Source organism: Nitrospirae bacterium YQR-1 (genome assembly GCA_039908095.1).
Classification (GTDB): domain Bacteria; phylum Nitrospirota; class Thermodesulfovibrionia; order Thermodesulfovibrionales; family Magnetobacteriaceae; genus Magnetomonas.
This window is the reverse complement of record JAMOBJ010000035.1, coordinates 11,570-34,964: the sequence shown is the minus strand read 5'-3', so window position 1 is coordinate 34,964 and position 23,395 is coordinate 11,570. Positions and strand designations below refer to the sequence as shown.

At 41.9% G+C, this 23,395-nt stretch carries 36 protein-coding genes; 33 read left to right on the top strand and 3 right to left on the bottom strand.

The features are described from left to right. From H7844_13830 to infC, 33 genes are all read left to right on the top strand, one after another. A partial coding sequence (locus tag H7844_13830) for an elongation factor Tu (GenBank protein MEO5358359.1) occupies positions 1-120 on the top strand: 120 nt, incomplete at its 5' end. A 4-nt stretch (positions 121-124) separates the two neighbouring features. After that, positions 125-430: a 30S ribosomal protein S10 gene (rpsJ, locus tag H7844_13825; protein MEO5358358.1), complete on the top strand. Its 306-nt coding sequence runs from the start codon at positions 125-127 to the stop codon at positions 428-430. Next, a complete protein-coding gene (gene rplC, locus H7844_13820; GenBank protein MEO5358357.1) occupies positions 427-1,044 on the top strand; it encodes a 50S ribosomal protein L3 in 618 nt (205 codons plus the stop codon). Before rpsJ ends, rplC begins: the two co-directional genes overlap by 4 nt. 34 nt (positions 1,045-1,078) lie before the next feature. Beyond that, entirely contained in the window at positions 1,079-1,726 is a 648-nt protein-coding gene (rplD, locus tag H7844_13815) for a 50S ribosomal protein L4 (protein MEO5358356.1), read from the top strand. Further along, positions 1,701-1,991: a 50S ribosomal protein L23 gene (rplW, locus tag H7844_13810; GenBank protein ID MEO5358355.1), complete on the top strand. Its 291-nt coding sequence runs from the start codon at positions 1,701-1,703 to the stop codon at positions 1,989-1,991. Before rplD ends, rplW begins: the two co-directional genes overlap by 26 nt. Next, complete coding sequence (gene rplB / locus H7844_13805; protein MEO5358354.1) at positions 1,992-2,810, top strand: 50S ribosomal protein L2; 819 nt, start codon at positions 1,992-1,994, stop codon at positions 2,808-2,810. 12 nt (positions 2,811-2,822) lie between these two features. Beyond that, positions 2,823-3,128, top strand: a complete 306-nt coding sequence (gene rpsS / locus H7844_13800) for a 30S ribosomal protein S19 (GenBank protein ID MEO5358353.1) — start codon at positions 2,823-2,825, stop codon at positions 3,126-3,128. Next, positions 3,128-3,457: a 50S ribosomal protein L22 gene (rplV, locus tag H7844_13795; protein MEO5358352.1), complete on the top strand. Its 330-nt coding sequence runs from the start codon at positions 3,128-3,130 to the stop codon at positions 3,455-3,457. The genes rpsS and rplV overlap by 1 nt, the downstream gene beginning before the upstream one ends. Before the next feature lie 12 nt (positions 3,458-3,469). Next, positions 3,470-4,114: a 30S ribosomal protein S3 gene (gene rpsC / locus H7844_13790; GenBank protein MEO5358351.1), complete on the top strand. Its 645-nt coding sequence runs from the start codon at positions 3,470-3,472 to the stop codon at positions 4,112-4,114. A 35-nt stretch (positions 4,115-4,149) separates the two neighbouring features. Then, entirely contained in the window at positions 4,150-4,569 is a 420-nt protein-coding gene (gene rplP / locus H7844_13785; GenBank protein ID MEO5358350.1) for a 50S ribosomal protein L16, read from the top strand. Then, positions 4,566-4,760 (top strand): 50S ribosomal protein L29, encoded by a 195-nt coding sequence (gene rpmC / locus H7844_13780; GenBank protein MEO5358349.1) that lies wholly within the window; start codon positions 4,566-4,568, stop codon positions 4,758-4,760. Before rplP ends, rpmC begins: the two co-directional genes overlap by 4 nt. Positions 4,761-4,764: 4 nt before the next feature. Then, complete coding sequence (rpsQ, locus tag H7844_13775) at positions 4,765-5,025, top strand: 30S ribosomal protein S17 (protein ID MEO5358348.1); 261 nt, start codon at positions 4,765-4,767, stop codon at positions 5,023-5,025. Beyond that, positions 5,012-5,380 (top strand): 50S ribosomal protein L14, encoded by a 369-nt coding sequence (rplN, locus tag H7844_13770; protein ID MEO5358347.1) that lies wholly within the window; start codon positions 5,012-5,014, stop codon positions 5,378-5,380. The genes rpsQ and rplN overlap by 14 nt, the downstream gene beginning before the upstream one ends. Before the next feature lie 82 nt (positions 5,381-5,462). Beyond that, complete coding sequence (rplX, locus tag H7844_13765; protein MEO5358346.1) at positions 5,463-5,780, top strand: 50S ribosomal protein L24; 318 nt, start codon at positions 5,463-5,465, stop codon at positions 5,778-5,780. 5 nt (positions 5,781-5,785) lie between these two features. After that, the gene (gene rplE, locus H7844_13760; protein ID MEO5358345.1) at positions 5,786-6,328 is read left to right on the top strand and encodes a 50S ribosomal protein L5; all 543 of its coding nucleotides are present in this window, start codon (positions 5,786-5,788) and stop codon (positions 6,326-6,328) included. A 56-nt stretch (positions 6,329-6,384) separates the two neighbouring features. Further along, on the top strand, positions 6,385-6,570 hold the full coding sequence (locus tag H7844_13755) for a type Z 30S ribosomal protein S14 (GenBank protein MEO5358344.1): 186 nt from the start codon (positions 6,385-6,387) through the stop codon (positions 6,568-6,570). 12 nt (positions 6,571-6,582) lie between these two features. Then, the gene (rpsH, locus tag H7844_13750; GenBank protein ID MEO5358343.1) at positions 6,583-6,975 is read left to right on the top strand and encodes a 30S ribosomal protein S8; all 393 of its coding nucleotides are present in this window, start codon (positions 6,583-6,585) and stop codon (positions 6,973-6,975) included. A 52-nt stretch (positions 6,976-7,027) separates the two neighbouring features. Continuing rightward, entirely contained in the window at positions 7,028-7,570 is a 543-nt protein-coding gene (gene rplF / locus H7844_13745) for a 50S ribosomal protein L6 (protein MEO5358342.1), read from the top strand. A 23-nt stretch (positions 7,571-7,593) separates the two neighbouring features. After that, on the top strand, positions 7,594-7,956 hold the full coding sequence (gene rplR, locus H7844_13740) for a 50S ribosomal protein L18 (protein MEO5358341.1): 363 nt from the start codon (positions 7,594-7,596) through the stop codon (positions 7,954-7,956). 20 nt (positions 7,957-7,976) lie between these two features. Beyond that, complete coding sequence (gene rpsE, locus H7844_13735) at positions 7,977-8,495, top strand: 30S ribosomal protein S5 (protein MEO5358340.1); 519 nt, start codon at positions 7,977-7,979, stop codon at positions 8,493-8,495. Then, the gene (rpmD, locus tag H7844_13730; GenBank protein MEO5358339.1) at positions 8,495-8,686 is read left to right on the top strand and encodes a 50S ribosomal protein L30; all 192 of its coding nucleotides are present in this window, start codon (positions 8,495-8,497) and stop codon (positions 8,684-8,686) included. The genes rpsE and rpmD overlap by 1 nt, the downstream gene beginning before the upstream one ends. 47 nt (positions 8,687-8,733) lie before the next feature. Next, a complete protein-coding gene (gene rplO, locus H7844_13725) occupies positions 8,734-9,177 on the top strand; it encodes a 50S ribosomal protein L15 (protein ID MEO5358338.1) in 444 nt (147 codons plus the stop codon). 19 nt (positions 9,178-9,196) lie between these two features. Then, positions 9,197-10,504 carry a preprotein translocase subunit SecY gene (gene secY / locus H7844_13720; protein ID MEO5358337.1) on the top strand — a complete coding sequence of 436 codons (1,308 nt, stop codon included), beginning with the start codon at positions 9,197-9,199 and terminating at the stop codon, positions 10,502-10,504. A 16-nt stretch (positions 10,505-10,520) separates the two neighbouring features. Continuing rightward, positions 10,521-11,276, top strand: coding sequence for a type I methionyl aminopeptidase (map, locus tag H7844_13715; protein MEO5358336.1), 756 nt, complete (start codon positions 10,521-10,523; stop codon positions 11,274-11,276). Between the two features lie 50 nt (positions 11,277-11,326). Then, positions 11,327-11,554: a translation initiation factor IF-1 gene (infA, locus tag H7844_13710; protein ID MEO5358335.1), complete on the top strand. Its 228-nt coding sequence runs from the start codon at positions 11,327-11,329 to the stop codon at positions 11,552-11,554. A gap of 62 nt (positions 11,555-11,616) precedes the next feature. Beyond that, positions 11,617-11,730: a 50S ribosomal protein L36 gene (rpmJ, locus tag H7844_13705; GenBank protein MEO5358334.1), complete on the top strand. Its 114-nt coding sequence runs from the start codon at positions 11,617-11,619 to the stop codon at positions 11,728-11,730. A gap of 15 nt (positions 11,731-11,745) precedes the next feature. Then, complete coding sequence (gene rpsM / locus H7844_13700) at positions 11,746-12,120, top strand: 30S ribosomal protein S13 (protein ID MEO5358333.1); 375 nt, start codon at positions 11,746-11,748, stop codon at positions 12,118-12,120. Continuing rightward, positions 12,120-12,509, top strand: coding sequence for a 30S ribosomal protein S11 (gene rpsK, locus H7844_13695; GenBank protein MEO5358332.1), 390 nt, complete (start codon positions 12,120-12,122; stop codon positions 12,507-12,509). The genes rpsM and rpsK overlap by 1 nt, the downstream gene beginning before the upstream one ends. Before the next feature lies 1 nt (position 12,510). Next, a complete protein-coding gene (rpsD, locus tag H7844_13690; GenBank protein ID MEO5358331.1) occupies positions 12,511-13,137 on the top strand; it encodes a 30S ribosomal protein S4 in 627 nt (208 codons plus the stop codon). 15 nt (positions 13,138-13,152) lie between these two features. Continuing rightward, positions 13,153-14,235, top strand: coding sequence for a DNA-directed RNA polymerase subunit alpha (locus H7844_13685; GenBank protein MEO5358330.1), 1,083 nt, complete (start codon positions 13,153-13,155; stop codon positions 14,233-14,235). A gap of 2 nt (positions 14,236-14,237) precedes the next feature. Then, a complete protein-coding gene (rplQ, locus tag H7844_13680) occupies positions 14,238-14,636 on the top strand; it encodes a 50S ribosomal protein L17 (protein ID MEO5358329.1) in 399 nt (132 codons plus the stop codon). Positions 14,637-15,429: 793 nt separating this feature from the next. Then, positions 15,430-17,172 carry a threonine--tRNA ligase gene (gene thrS, locus H7844_13675; protein ID MEO5358328.1) on the top strand — a complete coding sequence of 581 codons (1,743 nt, stop codon included), beginning with the start codon at positions 15,430-15,432 and terminating at the stop codon, positions 17,170-17,172. A gap of 62 nt (positions 17,173-17,234) precedes the next feature. Then, a complete protein-coding gene (infC, locus tag H7844_13670) occupies positions 17,235-17,678 on the top strand; it encodes a translation initiation factor IF-3 (GenBank protein ID MEO5358327.1) in 444 nt (147 codons plus the stop codon). A gap of 570 nt (positions 17,679-18,248) precedes the next feature. On the opposite strand, the gene H7844_13665 is transcribed toward infC, so the two are convergent. The 3 genes from H7844_13665 to H7844_13655 are packed head-to-tail and all read right to left on the bottom strand — an operon-like array spanning position 18,249 to position 22,953. After that, positions 18,249-20,090 carry an IPT/TIG domain-containing protein gene (locus H7844_13665; protein ID MEO5358326.1) on the bottom strand — a complete coding sequence of 614 codons (1,842 nt, stop codon included), beginning with the start codon at positions 20,088-20,090 and terminating at the stop codon, positions 18,249-18,251. Positions 20,091-20,110: 20 nt separating this feature from the next. Further along, positions 20,111-22,216 (bottom strand): formylglycine-generating enzyme family protein, encoded by a 2,106-nt coding sequence (locus tag H7844_13660; GenBank protein ID MEO5358325.1) that lies wholly within the window; start codon positions 22,214-22,216, stop codon positions 20,111-20,113. A gap of 50 nt (positions 22,217-22,266) precedes the next feature. After that, positions 22,267-22,953: a hypothetical protein gene (locus tag H7844_13655; protein MEO5358324.1), complete on the bottom strand. Its 687-nt coding sequence runs from the start codon at positions 22,951-22,953 to the stop codon at positions 22,267-22,269. Positions 22,954-23,395 lie beyond the last annotated feature (442 nt).

Genomic DNA, 23,395 nt, shown 5'->3' with positions numbered 1-23,395 from the left:
AACATAAGCATAAGAGTAGAGTTGATAGCGCCCATAGCAATGGAGAAGGAGCTGCGTTTTGCTATCCGTGAAGGTGGTAGAACGGTTGGTGCCGGCGTTGTTACAGAGGTTTTGGAGTAGGAACTTGAACGAAAAAATCAGAATAAAACTAAGGGCATTTGACCACAGACTACTTGATCAGTCTGTAAAGGAAATTGTTGACACAGTGCACAGAACCGGTGCAAGGATAGCCGGACCGGTGCCGCTGCCGACACATATTCAGAAGTTCACTGTGCTGAGGTCGCCTCATGTGGATAAGAAGTCCAGGGAGCAATTTGAAATAAGGACACATAAACGGCTGATTGATATTCATGACCCTACTCAGCAGACGGTGGATGCCCTTATGCAATTGGAGCTGGCAGCCGGGGTGGATGTGGAGATAAAGCTATGAGCACAGAAAAAACCGGCATAATCGGCAGGAAGCTTGGAATGACTCAGATATTTACTGAAACGGGAAACGTGGTGCCTGTAACTTTGATAGAGGCGGGTCCGTGCAGTGTTATACAGGTGAAGACTACTGAAAGAGATGGTTATGATTCTGTAAAAATTGGCTTTATAGAGACAAAAAAAGCTAATAAACCGATGAAGGGGATTTTTGAGAAATCGGGTTTAAAGCCTATGAGAATAATAAGGGAGTTTCCTGTTGATGGACTTAAGGTTGGTGATTTTGTAACTGTGGAGAGGTTCGCTGCCGGTGATGTGGTAAAGGTAAGCGGAGTATCCAAGGGGAAGGGCTTCCAGGGAGTAATGAAAAGGCATAATTATGCAGGCGGTCCGGGTTCTCATGGGTCGATGTTTAATAGGGCGCCGGGCTCTATCGGGGCAAGTTCATTCCCGTCCAGGGTTTGGAAAAATAAAGGATTGCCCGGCCATATGGGGTCAGAGAGAGTGACGGTAAGAAATCTGACAATAGTGGGAGTAAGGACTGAGCAAAATGTGCTGATAGTCAAAGGGGCTGTACCTGGGGCTAAGGGTGACATAGTAGAGATTAGGAAGGGTTTTTAAAGCCTGCAACTTCATACGATAAGGGCTAAGTGACATGTTAGAGATTGAGATAAAAGATAAAAATAATAATAAGGTTGACAGTATCCAGTTGCCTAAAGAGGTTTTTGGCCTTGAGCCGAGACCTGATATCTTACATGCTGTTGTGACAAATTATCTGGCTAATCAGAGGCAGGGTACCCATGCTACAAAAACCAGAGGGCTTGTCAGAGGCGGTGGTAAAAAACCGTGGAAACAAAAGCATACGGGCAGGGCAAGACACGGAAGTATCAGATCGCCGCTTTGGAAAGGCGGAGGAACAATATTTGGTCCGCAGCCAAGAGACTACTCTTACAAAGTAAATAAGAAATTGAGGAGACTTGCCGTCAGGCTGGCTCTTTCGGATAAAAACACCACAGGGAATCTCTATGTTCTGGATGCGTTTCAGATTACTGAGCCAAAGACCAGAGATGTCGTGAAAGTGTTGGAAAACATAGGTCTTATAGATAAAAAAGTTCTCATTGTTGTGCCGGAGAAGGACAGCACACTTGTACTTTCTTCCAGAAATATAGTAGGCGTCAAGGTGGTCAGAGTGCAGGACATTAACACTTATGATATTGTAAACCATGAATTTTTGTTATTAACAAAAGATGCTTTAAATTCAGTAAAAGGGTTGAACGATGAAGGACGCATACACGATAATTAAAAGACCCATGTTTACAGAAAAGGGGACCTTTATTAAGGAGCTCAGTGGCAAGCTCTTAATAGAGGTGGATATGTCTTCGAATAAAATAGAAATAAGGAAGGCGTTTGAGGAAATATTTAAGGTGAAGGTAGATAAAATATCAACAATTACACAACCCGGTAAGTGGAAAAAATATGGTAAGTCTGTAGGCATGACTCAGGCGATAAAGAAGGCCATAGTGACACTTAAAAAGGGTGAAAAGCTAGACTTTATAGAAGGTGTATAAATGGGAGTAAGAAGATATAAACCAACGTCACCTGGCAGACGGTTCCAGACGGTTTCCGACTTTGACAATGTAACCGCGGAAAAACCCTATAAACCTCTGACTGAACCTGTAAAAAAGACAGGCGGCAGAAATAATACCGGCCGTGTGACAGCGTGGCACAGAGGCGGCGGTACAAAGAGACAGTACAGAATAATTGATTTTAAGAGAGATAAGGCAGGGGTGCCGGCAAAGGTGGAGACCATAGAGTACGATCCTAACAGAACGGCGAGAATTGCCCTTTTAAAGTACAGAGACGGTGAAAGACGCTATATAATTCTGCCGATGGGATTAAATGTCAATGATGATGTCATAAGCGGCCCTGAGGCTGAAATAAAGCCGGGCAATGCCCTGAAGCTTAAAGACATACCTATAGGGACGGTAATTCATAATGTGGAGTTGAAGCCGGGCCAGGGCGGCAAGCTGGTAAGGGGAGCAGGCGGTTCAGCTCAGCTGGTGGCAAAAGACAAAGGATATGCACAGGTGAAATTAACCTCCGGAGAGGTAAGGTTAATCCCTATGGACTGTATGGCAACGATAGGGCAGGTTGGAAATGCCGAGCATGAGAATATATCAATAGGCAAGGCGGGAAGAAACAGGCTTAAGGGTAAGAGGCCAACAGTCAGAGGTGTTGCCATGAATCCGATAGATCACCCCCTTGGCGGTGGTGAGGGTAAGAGTTCCGGCGGCAGGCCGCCGTGTACGCCGTGGGGGACGCCTGAGGGAATTAAAACCAGAAAAAACAAGCGCACTGACAAGTATGTTGTCAGGAGAAGGAAATAAGAGGGAGTAGGTATGCCCAGGTCGGTAAAAAAAGGTCCGTTTGTAGAGGAAAAGTTGTTACTTAAGGTGACAAGAATGCACGAAAGCGGCGATAAAAAGATAGTTAAAACATGGTCAAGGCGGTCAACCGTAGTACCTGAGTTTATCGGTTACACGTTTGCAGTCTATAACGGCAAGAAGTTCATACCGGTATATGTAACGGAGAATATGATAGGCCATAAGCTTGGCGAATTCTCTCCTACACGGACTTTTAAGGGACATTCCGGCTCGGATAAATCCGCAAAAACCTCGAAATCTACATCGGTAAAGGGTAAATAATGGAATCGAAAGCACTTTTAAGGTATGCACGAATAACACCGCAGAAGGCAAGACGTGTAGTAAGGCTTATAGCCGGCAAGAGGGCCGGAGAGGCTATGACGATGTTGGAGTATATGCCCTACAGGGGGGCGGTACTTATAAAGAAGTTGCTAAAGTCTGCTATGGCAAATGCTGAGCAGCGTGATGTTGCCGAGCCGGACAATATGAAGCTACGGCGGATTTATGTTGATGAGGGTCCGATGATGAGGCGAATTATGCCCAGGGCAATGGGCAGGGCAAATGTAATCAAGAAAAAAACGAGCCACATAACAGTGGTTCTATCAGAGTAATGGAGGTGGCTTTTGGGCCAGAAGACACATCCCATAGGTAACAGACTAGGAATTATAAAGACGTGGGAGTCTAAGTGGTACAGCAAGAGTGCTTATGCCCTGCAGTTGCATGAGGATTTGTATTTACAGCATTACATAAAAGAGAAATTGTATCATTCAGGGATAAGTAAGGTGGAAATTGAGCGTGCAGGTCAAAAAATAAAGATAATAATACACACAGCGCGCCCGGGTATCATAATCGGTAAAAAGGGTATAGAGGTGGAAAACCTCAAAAAAGCGATAGAGTCGTCTATAACAAAGCAGGTTAGCATTGATATAAAGGAAATAAGAAAACCGGAGCTTGATGCTCAGCTGGTAGCAGAAAATATTGGGATGCAGATAGAAAAACGTGTAGCCTACAGGAGGGCGATGAAGAAATCGGTGCTCTCCTCGATGCGATTTGGAGCACTGGGTGTAAAGATTGCCTGTGCCGGAAGGCTTTCCGGGGCGGAAATAGCCCGTACAGAGTGGTATAAAGAGGGTAGGGTGCCGCTTCACACCTTCAGGGCGGATATTGATTACGGCACAGCCCGGGCAAAGACAACTTATGGAATAATCGGTGTGAAGGTGTGGATATACAAGGGTGACATATTGCCGGAGACTAAGGGCACAGCCTGAGGATTAAGAGACAGAGAGGGTAAGGAGCAAACGATATGTTGATGCCTAAGAAGGTAAAGTACAGAAAGATGATGAAAGGTAACATGAATGGTAAGGCTACCCGCGGCTCGGAAGTCTCCTTTGGTGAGTATGGCCTAAAAGCTCTTGAGCCCGGCTGGATATCAAGCAGACAGATAGAATCTGCCAGGGTGGCAATAACCAGATATGCTAAGAGAGGCTGTAAGCTTTGGATAAGGATTTTTCCCGACAAGCCGATAACGAAAAAACCGGCTGAAACCAGAATGGGTAAGGGAAAGGGAAATCTTGAATACTGGGTCGCTGTGGTTAAACCAGGCAGGGTGCTCTATGAGGTATCCGGTGTAACGGAGGAGACGGCAAAAGAGGCCATGCGTTTAGCCTCGTTTAAGCTTCCTATATCAACAAAATTTGTAAGGAGAGAGGAGGCTGTGCTGTGAAAGTGGCGGAGTTAAAATCCATGACAGGGGAAGAACTCGATACTAAGGAAAGGGAGCTGAGAAAGGAGCTCTTTAACCTCAGGTTTCAGGGTGCAACAGGCGAGATACAAAACCCGATGCGCAGCCGTGCAGTGCGGAAAGATATTGCAAGGGTGTTAACGATAAAAACACAACTTAAGACGGGGAAATGAAGAAATGCCTAAGAAGCTATATACCGGAGATGTAATCAGTGACAAGATGGATAAAACGGTAACAGTGGCGATAACATCCCTGTACCAGCATCCACTATATAAAAAGACAATGAAACATACATTGAAAGTAAAGGCACATGATGAGAAGAATATGTGTAAGGCCGGTGATAGGGTCTCAGTAACGGAGTCTCGGCCTCTTAGTAAAACAAAACGTTGGGTTGTTGTAAATAAACTGGAAAAGGGGCACGTGGATGATACAGGTTGAGACAGTGCTTGATGTTGCTGATAATTCCGGTGCGAAGAAAGTGCAATGTATTAAAGTGCTTGGCGGCTATAAGAAAAGGTATGCACGCATTGGAGATATAATAGTGGTAAGCGTAAAAGAGGCGATACCGTTAAGTAACGTGAAAAAGGGTTCGGTGGCAAAGGCGGTTGTTGTAAGGACGCGTAAGGAGACAAGACGGGCTGACGGCACCTATATAAGGTTTCAGCAAAATGCGGCGGTTTTAATAAACGCTGCCGGCGAACCTATCGGGACGAGAATATTCGGTCCTGTGGCAAGGGAATTAAGGTGGAAGGAGTTTACGAAAATAATATCTCTTGCACCTGAAGTGCTGTAATGAGTAAAGAAAGAGAGACTGTGTGCGGTGAAGTAGTAATTGCCTGAGATGGTGGCTTTGGAGAAATTAAGGTGGTGAGACAATGGGATTAAGCATAAGAAAAGAAGACACGGTACTGGTACTGACCGGCAAGGAAAAAGGCAAAAGAGGCCGTGTCATAAAGAGTATGCCTGAGAAGGACAGTATATTGGTGGAAAATGTCAATATAATAAAGAAACATATGAAGCCAAACAAGAAATATACGCAGGGAGGGATAATAGAGAAGGAGTTCCCTCTGCATATTTCCAAGGTAATGGTGGTGTGTACCCGATGCGGCAAACCAACCAGGATAGGCAATAAAGTGCTTGAGGGCGGTAAGAAGGTCAGGGTTTGCAAGAAATGCAAGGAGGTTATGGATTAGAAGCTATGGAAGTGCGCCTGAAAGAAAAATACACTAAGGAAATAGTGCCTAAGTTGATGAAGGACTTTTCATATAAAAACATAATGCAAGTGCCCCGTCTTACCAAGGTGGTGCTTAATGTCGGTCTTGGAGAGGCGATACAGGACATAAAGCTGTTGGATGCCGCTCAGAAAGAACTTGAGGCAATCTCAGGGCAGAAGTCTGTTGTAACAAAGGCCAAAAAGTCTATAGCGGGGTTTAAGCTGAGAAAGGGTATGCCTATAGGGTGTATGGTTACTTTGCGTGGGGATATGATGTATGAGTTTCTGGATAGGTTTATATCACTGTCGTTGCCCAGAATCAGGGATTTTAAAGGTGTATCAGGTAAGTCCTTTGACGGGCGCGGAAATTTTGCAACCGGAGTCAGAGAGCAGTTTATCTTTCCGGAGATAGATTATGATAAAGTCAACACAGTGCATGGGTTAAATATTGTTGTGTGTTCAACGGCAAGGAATGACAAGGAGTGTAAAGCACTCCTTAAAGAGTTTGGAATGCCCTTCAGGGACTGAGAGAGTTGCAGAGACAAACCGGAGGGGTTCGGTGTGATAAGGTGATTGGAGGATAAATGGCAAAGACGTGTATGATAGAGAAGTGTAAAAGGACGCCTAAGTTTAAAGTAAGGGCGTACAACAGATGCCATGTGTGCGGAAGGCCCCGCGGCTATTTAAGAAAGTTTGGGCTTTGCCGTATATGTTTCAGAGTATTGGCACTACAGGGCAAAGTCCCCGGTGTTGTAAAATCGAGTTGGTAGAGGTATTAGACCATGATGACTGATCCAATAGCAGATATGCTAACAAGAATGAGAAACGCTATAATGATTCGGGCGGAGAAGGTGGATATACCGGCATCCCGGATTAAGCTTGAAATAGCTAAGTTATTAAAAGAAGAGGGTTTTATAAGAGCGTACAAGATATTAAAAGATAAAAAGCAGGGAGTACTGCGGGTGTCTTTGAAGTATGTGGAAAACAAGAGTGTAATAACCGGGCTTCAGAAGGTTAGCACGCCGGGACGCAGGGTGTATAAGGGTTATAAGGACGTGGAAAGTGTAATGGGTGGCGTGGGGATGGCAATTCTAAGCACGCCTAAGGGAATTGTGACGGATAACACATGCAGACAGGATAAAGTGGGCGGAGAGGTAATAGCCCATATCTGGTAATTACCGGGGCGATATTGCAGCCCCCTTGTGAGCGACAGGGAGAGCAGGAAAGATGTCAAGAGTAGGAAAGAAACCGATAGACATACCGGCAGGAGTGGCGGTAAGTATAAACGGCTCTGATGTGCTTGTAACCGGGCCTAAAGGGAAGCTGAACTGGAAAAAGCCTGACGGCGTTACGTTGATGCTCACAGGCAGCACCCTGACAGTGCAGAGGGAAAGCGATAAGAAAGAGCACAGGTCGCTTCACGGTCTCACACGCACCATTATAAGTAACATGTGCACAGGGGTTTCAGCGGGTTTTACCAGAAGCATGGAGCTTGTAGGGGTTGGCTATAGGGCACTGGTTAAGGGAGACAGGATAGAGTTTACAGTAGGGTACTCGCATCCGGTTGAGATGGTGTTACCTGCCGGGATAAGTGCCGAGGTTGACAAAAAACAGACAAAGCTTAGTCTTAACGGAATAGATAAGGAATTGCTGGGGCAGTTTGCAGCTGATATTCGCAGTATCAGGGTGCCGGATGCTTATAAGGGTAAGGGCATAAGGTATGCTGAAGAGGTTATAAAGTTAAAGCCCGGCAAGACAGGCACGAAGTAGGGCTTTAAGGAGGCTTAGGCAAGTTGAAGAGAGATAAGATTGAATTAAGGGAAAGAAGGCATTTAAGAGTAAGAAAGAAGGTTGTTGGAACTCAACAGAGGCCCAGGCTGACTGTCTATAAAAGTTTAAACCACATGTATGCTCAGGTCATAGATGACACAACGGGGCATACGCTGGTAAGTGCCTCTACAGTGGAAAAGGAAATGCGGCAGTTACAGAGCCACAAGGGTAATGTTAAATCGGCCAGGCTGATAGGGGATATGATAGCCAAACGTGCAAAGGACAGAGGAATTCTGAAGGTGGTATTTGATAAAGGTGGATTTAAGTATCATGGCAGGGTTGCAGCTGTGGCCCAGGCGGCAAGAGAGGCAGGCCTTGAGTTTTAATCCAACATTGAAACGGAGGCATAGTGAGTAGAATAGAGCACGAGGAGTTGGACCTTCAGGAGAAGGTGGTCTTTATAAACAGGGTTGCAAAAGTTGTTAAAGGTGGACGCAGGTTTTCCTTTAGTGCCCTAGTTGTAGTAGGTGACGGAAACGGAATAATAGGTGTCGGCAAGGGTAAAGCAAATGAAGTACCAGAGGCGATACGCAAGGCTGTGGAGAAGGCGAAAAAGGGTCTTTTGAAGTTTCCGGTAAAAGACGGCACAATACCACACAGGATAATTGGTTATTGCGGTTCAGGGATGGTGGTGTTAAATCCGGGCAGAGAGGGAACAGGCTTGATAGCAGGAGGTCCTGTGAGGGCGGTTTTAGAGGTTGCCGGCGTAAACAATGTTGTAGCAAAGTCTGTGGGCAGCACCAATGCCTTTAATGCAGTCAGGGCAACGGTGGATGGTTTAACAAAACTCAAGGAAACCGATGTTGTGTTGAAACTTCGGGGCCGCACAGACGAAAATCTTCACAACAAAGAGGCAGGTAAGTGATGTACAGGATAACGCTAAAAAGGGGCTATGCAGGATTGACTGAGCAAATGAGGAGAACTCTTACAGCGCTTGGATTGAGAAAACCCGGCATGGTGGTACATAAAGAGAATATCCCTGCCGTCAGAGGGATGATTCACAAGGTTTCACATTTGTTAATAGTAGAAGATGTGCAGGGAAAAACAGAAAGTTAGCGGCAATTTCAGAAGATTGCAATAATGAGGCAATTGGAGGCTATAGAGTGAACATAAATGAGTTAAAGCCGGCTGAGGGCAGCACAAAGGACGTAAAGCGGGTAGGCAGAGGTACTGGCTCGGGGCGCGGCAAGACCTCAGGTAAGGGCCATAAGGGACAGAAGGCACGTGCAGGGGCAGGTAAAAGGTTCGGTTTTGAAGGCGGTCAGATGCCGCTTCAGAGACGCCTTCCCAAGAGGGGTTTTAAAAACATCCCGTTTAAGACGCAATACGGGATTATTAACGTAGACGATATCAATGCACTTGAGGAGCTTAATGAGATAACACCGGAGGCTCTTTTTGAAATGGGAATTATTAAGAAATTCCACAGTGGATTGAAGGTATTAGGCAGAGGTGAGTTGACACGTCCTGTGAAGGTTGTGGCAAACGTTTTCAGCAAATCGGCACAAGAAAAAATAGCACAAGCCGGCGGACAGGCCGTAGTGTTGTAGTCCGGCAGAGGTAGAGGTATTGGGAGCACTTTCCAGTTTTAGAAATGTATTTAGGATAGAGGAGTTAAAAAAGCGTATTTTCTTCACGTTTGCTCTTCTTATAGTTTACAGAATCGGTGCACATGTGCCCACACCCGGTATAAATGGAGAGCAATTAAGCAAGTTTCTCACCGACAGGGGTGGTGCTCTTATGGGTTTTTTTGATATGTTCTCCGGTGGGGCCCTCTCAAGGGTGACAATTTTTGCTTTAGGCATAATGCCATACATTAGCGCATCCATTATATTTCAACTGCTTACCGTGGTAATCCCGGCTGTAGCAAAGCTCGCAAAAGAAGGTGAGGAAGGGCGGAAGAAAATCACTCAATATACCCGCTACGGCACTATTGTAATCAGCCTTATACAATCATTTGGCATAGCGGTAGGGCTTGAAACTATGGCTAACGGGCAGTTTATACAGCATCCGGGATGGGGTTTCAGGATTTTAACAATGTTAACGCTAACTGCAGGGACCGCCTTTATTATGTGGCTTGGTGAGCAGGTAACCGAAAGAGGCATTGGTAACGGTATATCCTTAATAATCTTTGCCGGTATTGTTGCAACTCTCCCTAATGCGATGATAACTACGGCTAGGCTTATAAAGGCCGGTGAATTATCAATTATTCTGGTAATTATTGTGATTATCATGATGATAGCCGTAATAGCAGGCATAATTTATATGGAAAGAGGGCAGAGAAAGCTGCCGGTGCAGTACGCCAAGCGTGTTGTGGGAAGGAAGGTCTATGGTGGGCAAAGTACACATTTACCGCTTAAAATCAATACATCGGGGGTAATCCCGCCTATCTTCGCCTCTTCTATAATAATGTTTCCGGCAACGATAGCAGGGTTTATTGCAATACCTTGGGTTCAAGCATTTGCCAAACAGTTGGCCCCGGGCTCTGCCCTTCACGACTTATTATATGTGATGATGATAGTGTTTTTCTGCTACTTTTACACGGCAATAGTGTTTAATCCGGTTGACATAGCGGATAATTTAAAAAAGTATGGCGGCTATATACCCGGAATAAGGCCCGGCAAAAACACCTCGGAGTATATCTTCAGGGTGCTTTCACGTCTGACCTTTGTGGGTGCTATTTATCTCTCCGTGGTGTGTGTGCTTCCGAGCATTTTAATAAGTAAGTTTAATGTACCGTTTTATTTCGGTGGGACGTCGCTTCTTATAGTGATTGGAGTTGCTCTCGATACGGTATCGCAGATAGAATCACACCTTCTGACCAGATCATATGACGGCCTTCTTAAAAAGGGCAGGCTGAAGGGAAGACGAGGGTAGCTAAAACAAGGCGTAAGTGATTATAATAAAGTCAGAGGATGAAATCAGAAAAATATCAAAAGCATCAAAAATAGTGGCTGAGATATTGGCTAAATTAGGAGATTTTATAAAACCCGGCATAACTACAAAAGATTTGGAATTGTTTTCCGAGAGCTTGATCAAGCAAAGCGGTGGGACACCTGCATTTAAGGGCTATCGCGGGTATCCCTCGAGCCTGTGCGTCTCAATCAATAATGAGGTGGTCCACGGTATTCCATCTGCTAAAAGAGTGCTAAAAGAGGGCGATATAGTCAGCGTGGACATAGGGGTGATTCATAAGGGATTCATAGGTGATGCGGCAAAGACCTATGCAGTTGGAAAGATAAAGCAGGAGGCTAAGAGATTGCTTACAGTGACAGAGGAGGCTCTGTATAAAGGGATAAAAGAGGTAAAAACGACTAAAAGGGTGTCAGATATATCTCATGCGATTCAGAGTTATGTTGAGAGTAACGGGTACTCAGTGGTGAAGGCCTTTGTAGGCCATGGAGTAGGAAGGGAGCTTCATGAAGAGCCTCAGATCCCTAATTATGGTGCTCCGAATAAGGGGCCCAGGTTAAAAAGGGGCATGGTTTTGGCTATAGAGCCTATGGTTAATATCGGTGGCCATGAAGTGAGGATTCTTGATGATGGGTGGACGGCTATTACAGAGGACGGGACGCTATCTGCTCATTTTGAACATACGGTATTAGTTACCGAGGGGGAGCCTGAAGTGTTGACGGCGTGGAAAAATTGAAATATTATAAGAAATCAAGAAGTGACAAGCACAAAAAAGTGACGGATGAGGTGAAGGACTCTACCAGAGAGGATAGCATAGAGGTGCAGGGTACGATACAGGAAGCGTTGCCCAATGCTGTGTTTAAGGTGGAGCTGGAAAATAAGCAGACGGTGACAGCATATGTTTCCGGCAAAATGAGAATTCACTACATAAAGATACTACCGGGGGATAAGGTTTTAGTGGAATTGTCGCCCTATGATCTGACAAAGGGCAGGATAACGTACAGGTATAAATAATGCAGTCACTTTGGCACGTAGTTAAATGTTGAACCGGAGAGGACGCTTTTAAGGAGGAATAGATGAAGGTCAGAGCATCAGTAAAGCCGATATGCTCAAAGTGTAAGTTAATAAAGAGAAAAGGTGTGTTGCGTGTAATATGTGAGATACCAAAGCACAAACAGCGGCAAGGTTAAATGTGAGGGAATAAGATGGCAAGAATAGCAGGAGTGGATTTACCCAGAAAAGAACGGGTGGAAATTGGTTTAACAAGAATCTTTGGAATAGGGAGGCCTACTTCCAGAAAAATCCTTAAAGAGTCGGGAGTAAATCCTGATACAAGGGTAAATAACCTGAGCCCTGATGATGTGGCAAAGCTTCGAGCAGTGATAGACAGGGATTACAAGGTAGAGGGAGATTTAAAGAAAGAGGTCTCTATGAGCATCAAGAGACTGATGGATATAGGCTGTTACAGAGGTTTAAGACATAAGCTGGGTTTACCGGTCAGAGGCCAGAGAACGAAAACGAATGCAAGAACAAGAAGGGGTCCTACTAAATCAGCGATCAAGAAAAAGGGAGGTAAATAATGCCGCCGAGAAAGCGTAAGGGGCCAAAGAAAGAAAAGAAGCGTGTAGCCAGCGGGGTAGCACACGTACAGACAACATTCAACAACACCCTTGTGACGATAAGTGATACGGCGGGCAACGTGTTGGTGTGGTCATCAGCCGGTAGTTTGGGATTTAAGGGCTCAAGAAAGGGAACACCCTATGCAGCCCAGATAGCTGCGGAGACGGCGGCAAAGAAGGCGATAGAGATGGGAATGAAACAGATTGACGTCTTTATAAAGGGGCCCGGGGCAGGAAGGGAATCTGCAATAAGGGCCATTCAGGCGGCAGGAATAGATGTTAATTTAATAAAAGATGTGACACCGGTGCCTCATAACGGGTGTAAACCTCCAAAAAGGAGGAGAGTGTAGTATGGCAAGATATACAGGACCACTTTGCAGATTATGCCGCAGGGACAATGAGAAGTTATTTCTTAAAGGTGAAAGATGCACTACTGATAAGTGTTCTATAGAGAGGAGAAAGACGGCTCCGGGGCAGCATGGGCTAAGAAGAGGAAAGCTTTCAGACTATGCAATACAGCTCAGGGAAAAGCAAAAGGTCAGGCTGGCGTATGGCCTTTTGGAGCGGCAGTTTAAGAAGTATTTTAAGGAAGCCGGTAAAAAACGCGGTATAACCGGTGAGCTTTTACTTCAACTCCTTGAACTGCGGCTGGATAACATAGCCTATAGGATGGGTTTTGCTTCAAACAGAAACCAGGCAAGGCAGCTGGTCAATCATGGGCATTTTGTTGTAAACGGTAGAAAGGTCAACATCCCGTCATATAGATTGAAAGCAGGGGATACTGTGGCGGTTTTTGAGAAAAGCAAAAATATAGGGATATTTGAAGAAAATGTGTCAAAGGCGCAGCATACAGGTGTGCCGTCGTGGCTGCAATTAGATGGAGCGTCGCTAAGCGGTAAGGTACTGCATGTGCCACAGAGGGATGATATACCGCTTGTTGCTAAAGAACAATTAATAGTAGAGTTTTATTCGAGATAAATGAACGGAGGCAATATGTTTCTTGAAAATAGTGGTTTTCAGCTGCCGGAAAATGTTTACCTCGAAGAGGAGACATATACACAGACTTACGGTAAATTGATAGCTGAACCATTGGAACGAGGTTATGGCATAACTATAGGGAGTGCCCTCAGGAGGGTATTACTTTCATCAATTGAAGGTGCTGCAATAACTTCTGTCAAAATAGAAGGTGTGTTTCATGAGTTCTCTACGATAAAAGGTGTTAAAGAGGATGTTGTCGAGATTGTTCTGAATCTTAAAAGATTAAGGTTTAAACTTCATACAGACGGTGAGCTGACAGCCAGGATAAATGTTTCAGGTAAGAGGTTGGTAACTGCGGGTGATATAGAGGCTGATTCCGCTCTGGAGCTTCTGAATCCGGATGCTCATATAGCAACCCTTGACAGTGATTCCGAGTTTGTTGCAGAGCTTACAATCGAAAAAGGAAGAGGTTATAAACAAGCTGAGGATCTAAAGAAAGAAGGCGCTCCTATCGGTGTTATAGCGATAGATGCAGTGTTTACACCTATAAAGAAGGTGGTTTTAAATGTTGAAAAAACAAGGGTCGGTAAAGCCACCGATTACGATAAGCTTATTCTTGAAATATGGACAGACGGCAGTTTGAGCCCAAAAGAGGCTGTAGGTAAGGCAACTGCAATTTTAACTAAACATATGGGGTATTTTAATTTTAACGAAGTCAGGAACAACTCAACGGACTCTGAGGTGATTGAGGAGCCGGCGGCGGAGAGACTGGAGCAGGAGGTTGAACCTGTTGCTGTATTTCAGCACATAGAGCAGCCCGCAGCTTCCGGCACGAAAGACTTTAACAAAAATCTTGTCAAGACGGTTGATGAACTTGAGTTTTCCGTAAGGAGCCAGAATTGTTTAAAGAATGCAGATGTGAAGTATATCTATGACCTTGTCCAGAGAAGTGACCACGATATGCTGAAGATGAAGAATTTTGGCAAGAAATCACTGGATGAAATAAGGGAAGTGCTTTTGAACATGGGATTGGATTTTAACATGAAAATAGATATGGATATGGTAAGAAAGGAATTAGCGGCTAAAAACGGAGGGTAGTGATGCGACACAAAATAGCGGCAAGGCATTTTAACAGAACCGCAAATCAGCGCAAGGCATTGTTCAGAAGCCTGATGGTTGCGCTGATTGAGTATGAGAGAATAGAGACGACAATTACGAAAGCTAAGGCTATAAAGGGCATGGCTGAAAAGATGGTGACTCTGGGAAAACGGGGAGATTTACATGCAAAACGTCTGGCATTTTCAGATGTGCCATGCCGTAAGACGGTTGCAAAGTTGTTTTCCGACATAGCTCCGCGCTTTGGCTCAAGAAACGGCGGCTATGTGAGAATCATAAGGACACGGCGGCGTTTGAAAGATCAGGCGGAGATGGCTGTCATTGAGTTTGTTGATTACGAAAGTGTAAAGAAGCCTTCTGAACCGCAAAAGGAAAAGAAATAATGAATGATGTACTGCTGTTATTAGGTTTTTTGATACTCTGGATAGTTCTTCAGGTTTTTATTTTCCCTAAATTTGGGATAAGAACCTGAGCTACCAACTTCAAGGAGACGTGTTCTCCTGAAACTAAGTACAAACAGGAAAGCGATAAAAAAGATATGAAAGAATAGGAGCAGTGTTTTGTACATCAATATCAATAAGTAAAGTACATATTTTGCTTATAGTGACTATAGCTTTTATATCATTTTTTATACCGGTTAAATTCTTTGAAACTCAGTGTTATGCCGTGGCCGTGCCGGTGCATTAGTGCCGATGAGAACAGGTGGTCTTGGTGACTTATTCCAATTCTAATTCATTTGTTTAACTTTGTTGACTTTGTCACAAGCTCCGGGGCGTCTCCCCTAAAAGGGGAATCCCCTGTAAGGGGAGGCGTCGCTTGTTCCTTGCCGCCTGCGTTTACTTTTGAGTTAGAATTGGAATTACTCTTTTGACTGCTACTTGGCAATAGCCCTCAAATGCCCATATAACGGGCTTCCGATCGGAACGTTATTTTGCATTTCATTATAGTAGAATCAATGCAAAAAAGATTATTGAAATAGTGTAAATAAATAAGTTATTATCAATACAAGTAAATATATGGAGGTAAGGTATTAAACTTATAACTGAAGGTGAAGAGCTGCTGCTTAGCAGGGAGGATATTTTAAAAAGGGCAAAGAAGAGCAAAACACTTGTCTTTAAAGTTGGCTCTGAATTAATAGATGTAAATGAAATAAAGAATATTGATGAATCCTCGGAGTTGATTGCTGTACAGGCAGAGAGCACAGAGGGCTTGAGGATAAACCGCCACAGTGCCTCCCATATAATGGCTCATGCCGTAAAAGAACTTTTCCCCGATGTGAAGGTAACTATAGGGCCTGCAACAGATGAGGGGTTTTACTACGATTTTGATACTGAGAGGCCTATAGGCGAGGATGATCTTACAAAAATCGAAAAGAAAATGTCGGAAATAATAAGGCGTAACACCCTGTTTGTCCGTAAAATTATGAAAAAATCTGATGCAATAGATTTTTTCAGGAATCTGGGCGAACCCTACAAGGTGGAAATAATAGAGGCGCTTGAGGGCGATGAGGTTAGTGTATATGAGGAGGGTGGTTTTACTGATTTATGCCGTGGTCCACACGTACCGTCAACAGGTTATATAAGTGCCTTTAAACTATTGAAAACTGCCGGCGCTTATTGGCGCGGTGACGAGAAAAATAAAATGCTCCAGCGGCTGTATGGCACATCATTTGCGAAGGCAGAGGAGCTTAAAAATTATCTCGATTTCCTTGAGGAGGTTAAAAAGCGTGACCACAGGCGGCTTGGTAGAGAGCTCGACCTTTTTAGTATAAATGAGGAGATAGGTTCAGGGCTGATTCTTTGGCACCCAAATGGCGCAATTATAAGGAAAACCATAGAGGATTTTTGGAAAGACGAGCATATAAAGGCCGATTACAAACTTCTCTACACCCCTCACATAGCACGCATTAACTTGTGGGAAAGAAGCGGCCATCTGGACTTTTATAAAGACAATATGTACGCTCCAATGGACATAGACGGTGTGGATTTTGAACTTAAACCAATGAATTGCCCGTTTCATGTGGCTATTTATAAGAGCGCTCTGAGAAGTTACAGAGACCTGCCTGTCCGCTATGCCGAACTGGGCACGGTTTACCGGTATGAGCGTTCAGGGGTGCTTCACGGCCTTATGCGGGTACGTGGGTTTACGCAGGACGACGCCCATATATTTTGCACTACAGAGCAGATTGAAGCTGAAATACTGACAGTGCTGAATTTCACTATCTATGTGCTCAACACATTTGGCTTTAAGGACTATGATGTGTATCTGTCAACAAGACCTGATAAGTTTGTAGGAACAGAGCACAACTGGGAGATTTCAACAAATGCCCTCAGAAATGCCCTTGAAACTACAGGGATAAAGTATGAGACTGACCCCGGTGAGGGGGTGTTTTACGGGCCTAAGATAGACATAAAGGTTAAGGATTCACTGGGCAGGCAATGGCAGTGCAGCACTATCCAGGTGGACTTTAATAATCCTGAGAGATTTGATATATCCTACAGAGGTGCTGATGATTTGCAGCATATGCCGATAATGATCCACAGGGCACTGATGGGCTCTCTTGAGAGGTTCTTCGGCGTGTTGATAGAACACTACGGCGGGGCGTTTCCACTGTGGCTGGCTCCGGTGCAGGTATCGGTGCTGACCATATCGGAAAGGCACGGAGTTTTTGCCGGTGAGCTTTCAACTTACTTAAGGGCTGAGGGCGTCAGAGTGGAAAAGGACACGGCCAATGAGAAAATTAACTATAAGGTGAGGCAATCAACTGTAAAAAAGATACCTTATGCTGTTATAATAGGGGATAAGGAGGCGGAGAGCGGGAGTGTTTCCGTCAGAAAAAGGAATGGCGAAAATATATTGTTTCTGAGTAAAGAGGATTTTCTGTCTTTTTTACTTAAAGAGATAAAAGGCAAAACCTAAGGAGGTGTTCAATAAACAACAAGGTTAAAGTAAACGAGCAGATTAAATCACCACAGATAAGGTTGATTGATGTTGAGGGGGGGCAGTTAGGGATTGTACCGGTAAAGGATGCAATAAAGTCTGCTAGGGAAAAAGGGCTCGATTTAGTGGAGGTAGCCCCCGGGGCAAACCCGCCGGTATGCCGTATCATGGACTTTGGTAAGTACAAGTACCAAATAAGTAAAAAGCACTCCCACAGAAAGACTGCGGATGTTAAAGAGGTAAAAATCAGACCACGCATCTCAGAGCATGATTTAGACAGAAAGGTCAGACAGATGTTAGGATTTTTAGCTGATGGTGATAAGGCTAAGGTATCAATGTATTTCAGAGGCAGGGAAATAATAAGGCCTGAGCATGGCATGGCTATTTTTGACAATATCATCGAAAAGCTTCAGGGCAGCTACAACATAGAGGTTAAACCCAAGCTCGACGGCAAAAGTATAATTATGGTTGTAGCACCTAAATAACAACGCAATAAGCTAAAATTGAAGTTTTCACAGCCACGCTTGGAGTACTGTGTTCAAAAGCTTTGAGAGGTTTTGAATAAATGTAGAATTTTGGGTTTATGACAATATTTTATTTGGTATTATAATGTATCCTTTGTTTATATTTCACCAGAGTGCGTGGTAGAAAGATGACATCGATAGTCAGCTTAAAAGGGCATTTTGATTCGGCGTAATTCTGAGGCTTGAGCAGTCTTTCAATGATTGTCATTTTGAACTCATACCAAGTTGCATTCATTCGATTAACTTTGTTGGCTTCGTCGAAAGCTCCTTGACGTCTCCCCTAAAAAGGGGAATCCCCTATGATGGGAGGTGTTGCTTTCTCCCAGCCGCCTCGTTACTCTTTTGACTGCTACTTGGTATCAGTTCAGTATAATGTGAAAACGATTCAAAATACAACGTTGTTATATCAAAAAATAATATACCTACTCCCTCCTGAAACAACGCCATGCTGCTGTGACCAACTTGCTGCCGTTTTTAGGATAAAGTCTTATCTGCCGACAGAGGCAATTGTATTTTATGCAAATGTTCCCATTATTTAAGTATTGCTCCGTTACGAGCCGAGACCAATGTGTCGTCTATATATAAATTAATCGTATAGCTTATCGGCCCAGGAACAAAATCTTTCGGCATAGGAGGCGCCGTCAAGTATAACAAGATATCTCCATTTACATTTTCATATTCTCTTACGTTAATATCTTTAGACCCACGAGTTGCTGTTATATTCTTTCTAACATCCTGTATTTTAATTTCATATCTTATAGCATGCTTTTTATCCTTAAATACAGGGAAACCAGCAGTTGTAAAATAAGTAACAAATGCTATTCTCTGATCTTTTCTAATCACAGGCAATGCTCTATACATAAGAATATTCCTTTGTGCTTCTTTTTTTACATTTATTTCCGTATTTATAGGTTCAGCTATCCACGTATATGCTTCTATTGATGGTTTGTATGAATCTATTGTGAAGTCAAAAGGCTTACTCTCTATTGTTCTATTAGTATTTTTAAGCTTTATTCTGGATTTGAGTTGATATTCACCCGGAGTTATATTATCAGGTAATGTTACTCCTTTTTCACATAAAACATTATAGCAATTTTTTTCAACCTCACCTGTTAATAGATAACTTAGGCTGATCTTGCCGTCTTTCACTATCTCAAAAGAACATTCAAATTCCTCTTTTTGTCCTTTTTTAAGGCCAAAAATCGCAAAATCATTCAGAAAAGTTATGTACTGACCGGGTAAAAAATTTCTTTTCTCAGACGTTTCGTAATAGTAAGTTCCTTTACTTGTAATATCTGAAAAAAGGCTTTTGGTGAACCCAAATAGTCTTATGGGGTAGGCTTCTATATTAGACGGTTCCAATAAGCTAAGCTGCCTGCTTTCACTAATCACAACTTTATTGTTATTAAATGATTTCACCCAAATGTTAAGTTTGCTTTTGTTAGCCTGTGTTTCATAAGGAAACTGGAATTCTGTAAATAAGAGTGCCTGAAAGCAATCTGATGTTTCATCGGCATCTCCGATTTTATGTGTTTTGATTATTTCCTTGCCAATATTTATAGGATTATTATTATCATCTACAAAGCGTGCTCCTATTTCAAAGTTATTAATCAGTTTGCGGTTTCCTTCAACAAAAATAGCCAGCGCTAAATCCTCACCCTTAGTTATATCAGTAACATCTTTTTCTGATTCTATGAGTCTAAAATATTCATCTGCCTCACTTGATTCTGTTTGTTTCATTGGATAATTTGGACGGGTCAGTTTTAGTAATGTGATTTTTAAAGGGTTGTTGCTATTAAAGCCGGAACATTGTGGTTTCAATTTCTTCCATGGCTGGAAAGATGAATTTATATTTCTGCGCTGTGCCCAGTATGTTATTATTTGAGTCAATTCTGTAGAGATATCGGTAGAAGTTATAAATCTAGTGTCTTTATCATCCAGATTTTTCATTGCAACACCTGAGGTCTTTTTTATTTCGACATCATAAGATGCTCTTTGTCCGTTAACTTCAACTATAAGTTGGTATTTTCCAGGAAAAATATCGGATGGTAAAACTGAAAAAATAGTAGTGTTATCAGATAGTATTACAGGAATAAGTTTATTTCCAATAGTAACGATATTTTCATTAGGTACAGGGCTAAAGCCCTCTCCCATGATTTTTATTTTTATAATTGAAAGTTTGGAGTCATCTGATTTTGTTTTAACTGGTTCGTCAGAGATTTTCTTTTCTGATTTAGATGTCGCACTCACTTCACTCTCAAAACTATCAAATCCTGTAATCTTCAAGTCAGCTGCAACTGCAGGCAATACATTTTGTATAAAAATAAATACAAACACTGATAAGGCAATCTTTAATAGTTTACAGTTTTTCATTTTTCCCCTCCACTTAATATTTATTTTATTTCACGAACGACCCTAAAGCCAATATATGATTTTGCCTCACCGTAACTAAGTGTAAAGTTATCACATTCCAAATAAGGAATACTCTGATCATATGAACCACCTGCTATATAATGCAAACCACGTCTGCTAGGCTCGTCTGAGTCACCAATCCACTCAAACACATTTCCAGCCATATCATATATCCCAACACCAGTTGCCTTATAACTACCAACAATATTCGGCTCTTCTTTTCTTGTTTCTGAATAGTTCGCGTATAGCTTAACAATTTTAGTCGAATTATCCGTTCCCCATGGGTACTTACCTCCTCCCTTATACCTACATGCTCGTAGCCATTCTTCTTTTTGGGGAAGGCGATATGTTTCCTTTGTTTTGTCACTTAACCATTGCGTAAACCGCACCGCTTCGTCATATCTTACATTAAATACTGGATACTTCTTATTGAGTGGTATTCCTTTATTGTCCGGTTTTTTTATTTTCATTTCTTCACAATAATAATCGTAAGCTTCAAATGTGATTTCATGTTTGCTAATATAAAAACTTTGTATTCCTATTGATTTGTCTCCGGGAACAAGCACCATTTCAGGTTCATAAGAGGGGGGCGGCGGAGGTGTTGGCGACAGTGTTGGTATCGGTGGTTTTTTGAAAGCAGAAAGTACATTTCTATCGATGTAATCTATTCTAAAAACACTTCCTGTGCCTTCTTCGCGATCAAAAGTTAATAAAATACCTGCTAAAAACAATTCTCCATTTTTATCTACAGCGTATAAAGCGCTACCACTATGCCCTTTTTTTAAAATAAAACTTGTATTATCAGGTCTAATTTTTATTGTATCTAAATATGTACTTATTATTTTAACCGACTCTCTGATAGTAACACCACTTTCATCAGTAATTATCAACTGTCCTGAGGTTATATTTTTTATCAACTTATCAAAATTAGTCGTAATGTTATAGGTAGAACATCTCAAATTATTACTATCTAATGTAATAAGAGCAATATCGAGACCTACAAATATTTTGGGGTTACCTGTAACTTTTTTATTATAGGGCAAAGGAAAATATACTTCTACTGGTGGGTTAGCATTTTCTACTATATGTTTGGGCGTTATTACAATGCACTCTCCTTCAAAGAGTTTGGTAATACCCCTTCCTACTTGCTGAATATTTGTCTTAATAAAAACCTCTTCTGCAAATAAATCTGCTGTTTGAAATAACAAATACATAAGGCAAGCTATTATAAAAAACTTATTTCTCATCTGAAGTTTGTTCCTTTTTAAAGCAAAACAGTAACATCGCAGCAATGGTAGCCCTGAAGTTTTCTCCTTTTTGAATAAAAAAGTGTATGCAGCTATAATTGCGCCCAAAATTGCCCATAAAGCTATTACAAATGTATCCTTCATTAGCCTGTTATATATAGTCGTTGAAATACTATAATTGTGGCCGCCAGGTCTGGTTATCTTTGCTTGCTTACCGATAGCCCGGTAAGAAGCTGTCATTGCAGCTCTCTCATCAAGTAAAACAAAACCATATGATAGTGATTCTTCATCTTCTACTTTAATCTGATCTCCTGCATCCAGAGTGTTCTCACCTACATTAAAGACATCACTTAAAATTGTCTTCCCGAGCATTGTAACTTTACCGGAGCGTAAAATTGCTGTGCTCCCCCTCAGTCTGTTCCATATAGTAATACCAAGTCTGACATCTTTTCCGATAATTGGTAGCAATATTGTCTGCCCGTTATTAACATATTTTGTTATATTATCAATAGTTATTCCAATTTTTTTACCTGCTTGAGTACTGGTTAAATCATTTTCACTTAGAAACGTTCCCACCGTTTTATTATCTTGCATGGAGTTAATACTGATTGTCAGAGGACCATTTGATACACGCTCCACAATAACATTAGAAGCTGTTTCTATGGTAAGCAACCCTGTAAATGTTCTTTTTGACGAGTCATCACCATTTTCTAAAATAACAGAATTCTTTAAGCTCCATTCTATCGATTGATTATCATCTGTAATAAATTCAACACGCTCAACCTGAGCTGTAATGCTAAACGTTGTTGGTAAGTCACAGAGTACAACTACAATTAACACAACTGAAATAACTATAAATAAGCATGTTAATATTGCTCTAATATTCATAATTATTGAAAAAATAGTGGCAGCGGAATTAACTGTAGTTTCTGATTTGAGGATGAGAATCTATTAATGGCAAAACCCCCACTTCCCTGGGGCTGCCTATCCAATACACATTCATAGTTATAAGCAATTGAATTATCAGTAATTTTTTTGCAATTTGCTAATTCTGTCTTACCATCGCTACTTACAATGGATACATTATTATCCCAATTTAAATATACGTAATATTTATTTAAATTTCCAGCAGTTACATTTCTCTTCCAACTTGCAAATATTACTTTGTCAGGTATATCTTTACAAGTTTTGTTAAGTGTTGCCAATATTGCTACTTGATTTTCTCTAAGTTTTTTTAATTTACTGCCGTGCTTTGTCTTTGTTGGTAAAAGAATCAATTCATTTTTTTGATTTTTAATATTATATTCATAATTAGCTTTATAACGCCCATCAATTGAGGTTATAGACATACACAACTTTGGGCTTTGTGTTTCAGGCATCAACAAAGTCATAAATTGTGAGTCAATGGTAGAGTTATCCACATTAACCATTGCGCCTACACTAATTGACCCGGCAACAGGTACTTTATCTGTATAATCTTCACTAAAATTCACCATTGTTACTTCCGAAAATGCAATGGCAGGAACAAAGCACAGGATAGCAACTAATAATATTAAATATTTTATATATAACAACATAAAAGCCTCCTTTGAAAATATAATAGCAATAGTAAATCTAAAGTTACAATTCTAACTTGCTTTTCCTCAACAAGTATTCCATATTGCCCTACTTAGATAACAACAACGCTTATACCACTCTGTCACGAATCAAATAGTGTATAGAGTATAAACTATAATAGGCTACAATATATTTTTAAATCTGTCAAGTTAATTTTTGCTCAAAATAGTAACAGTAGCAAGTAGAAAATGTCCGCAAAGAGCGGCCATAGTACCCGAAATCCGACATAGAGGTAAGAAAAACGAGTAAAGAAGTTGAAATTATCTGAGTTAACACATTATTGAAACCTTCCTCACATTGTCTAATAAATTGGATGTGTCTCCATTTAAATTAGTATCTAAAATTAAGATAATCTGTTAAAATAATATACCAAGATGTAATCACAAGATAGAAAAGATGAAA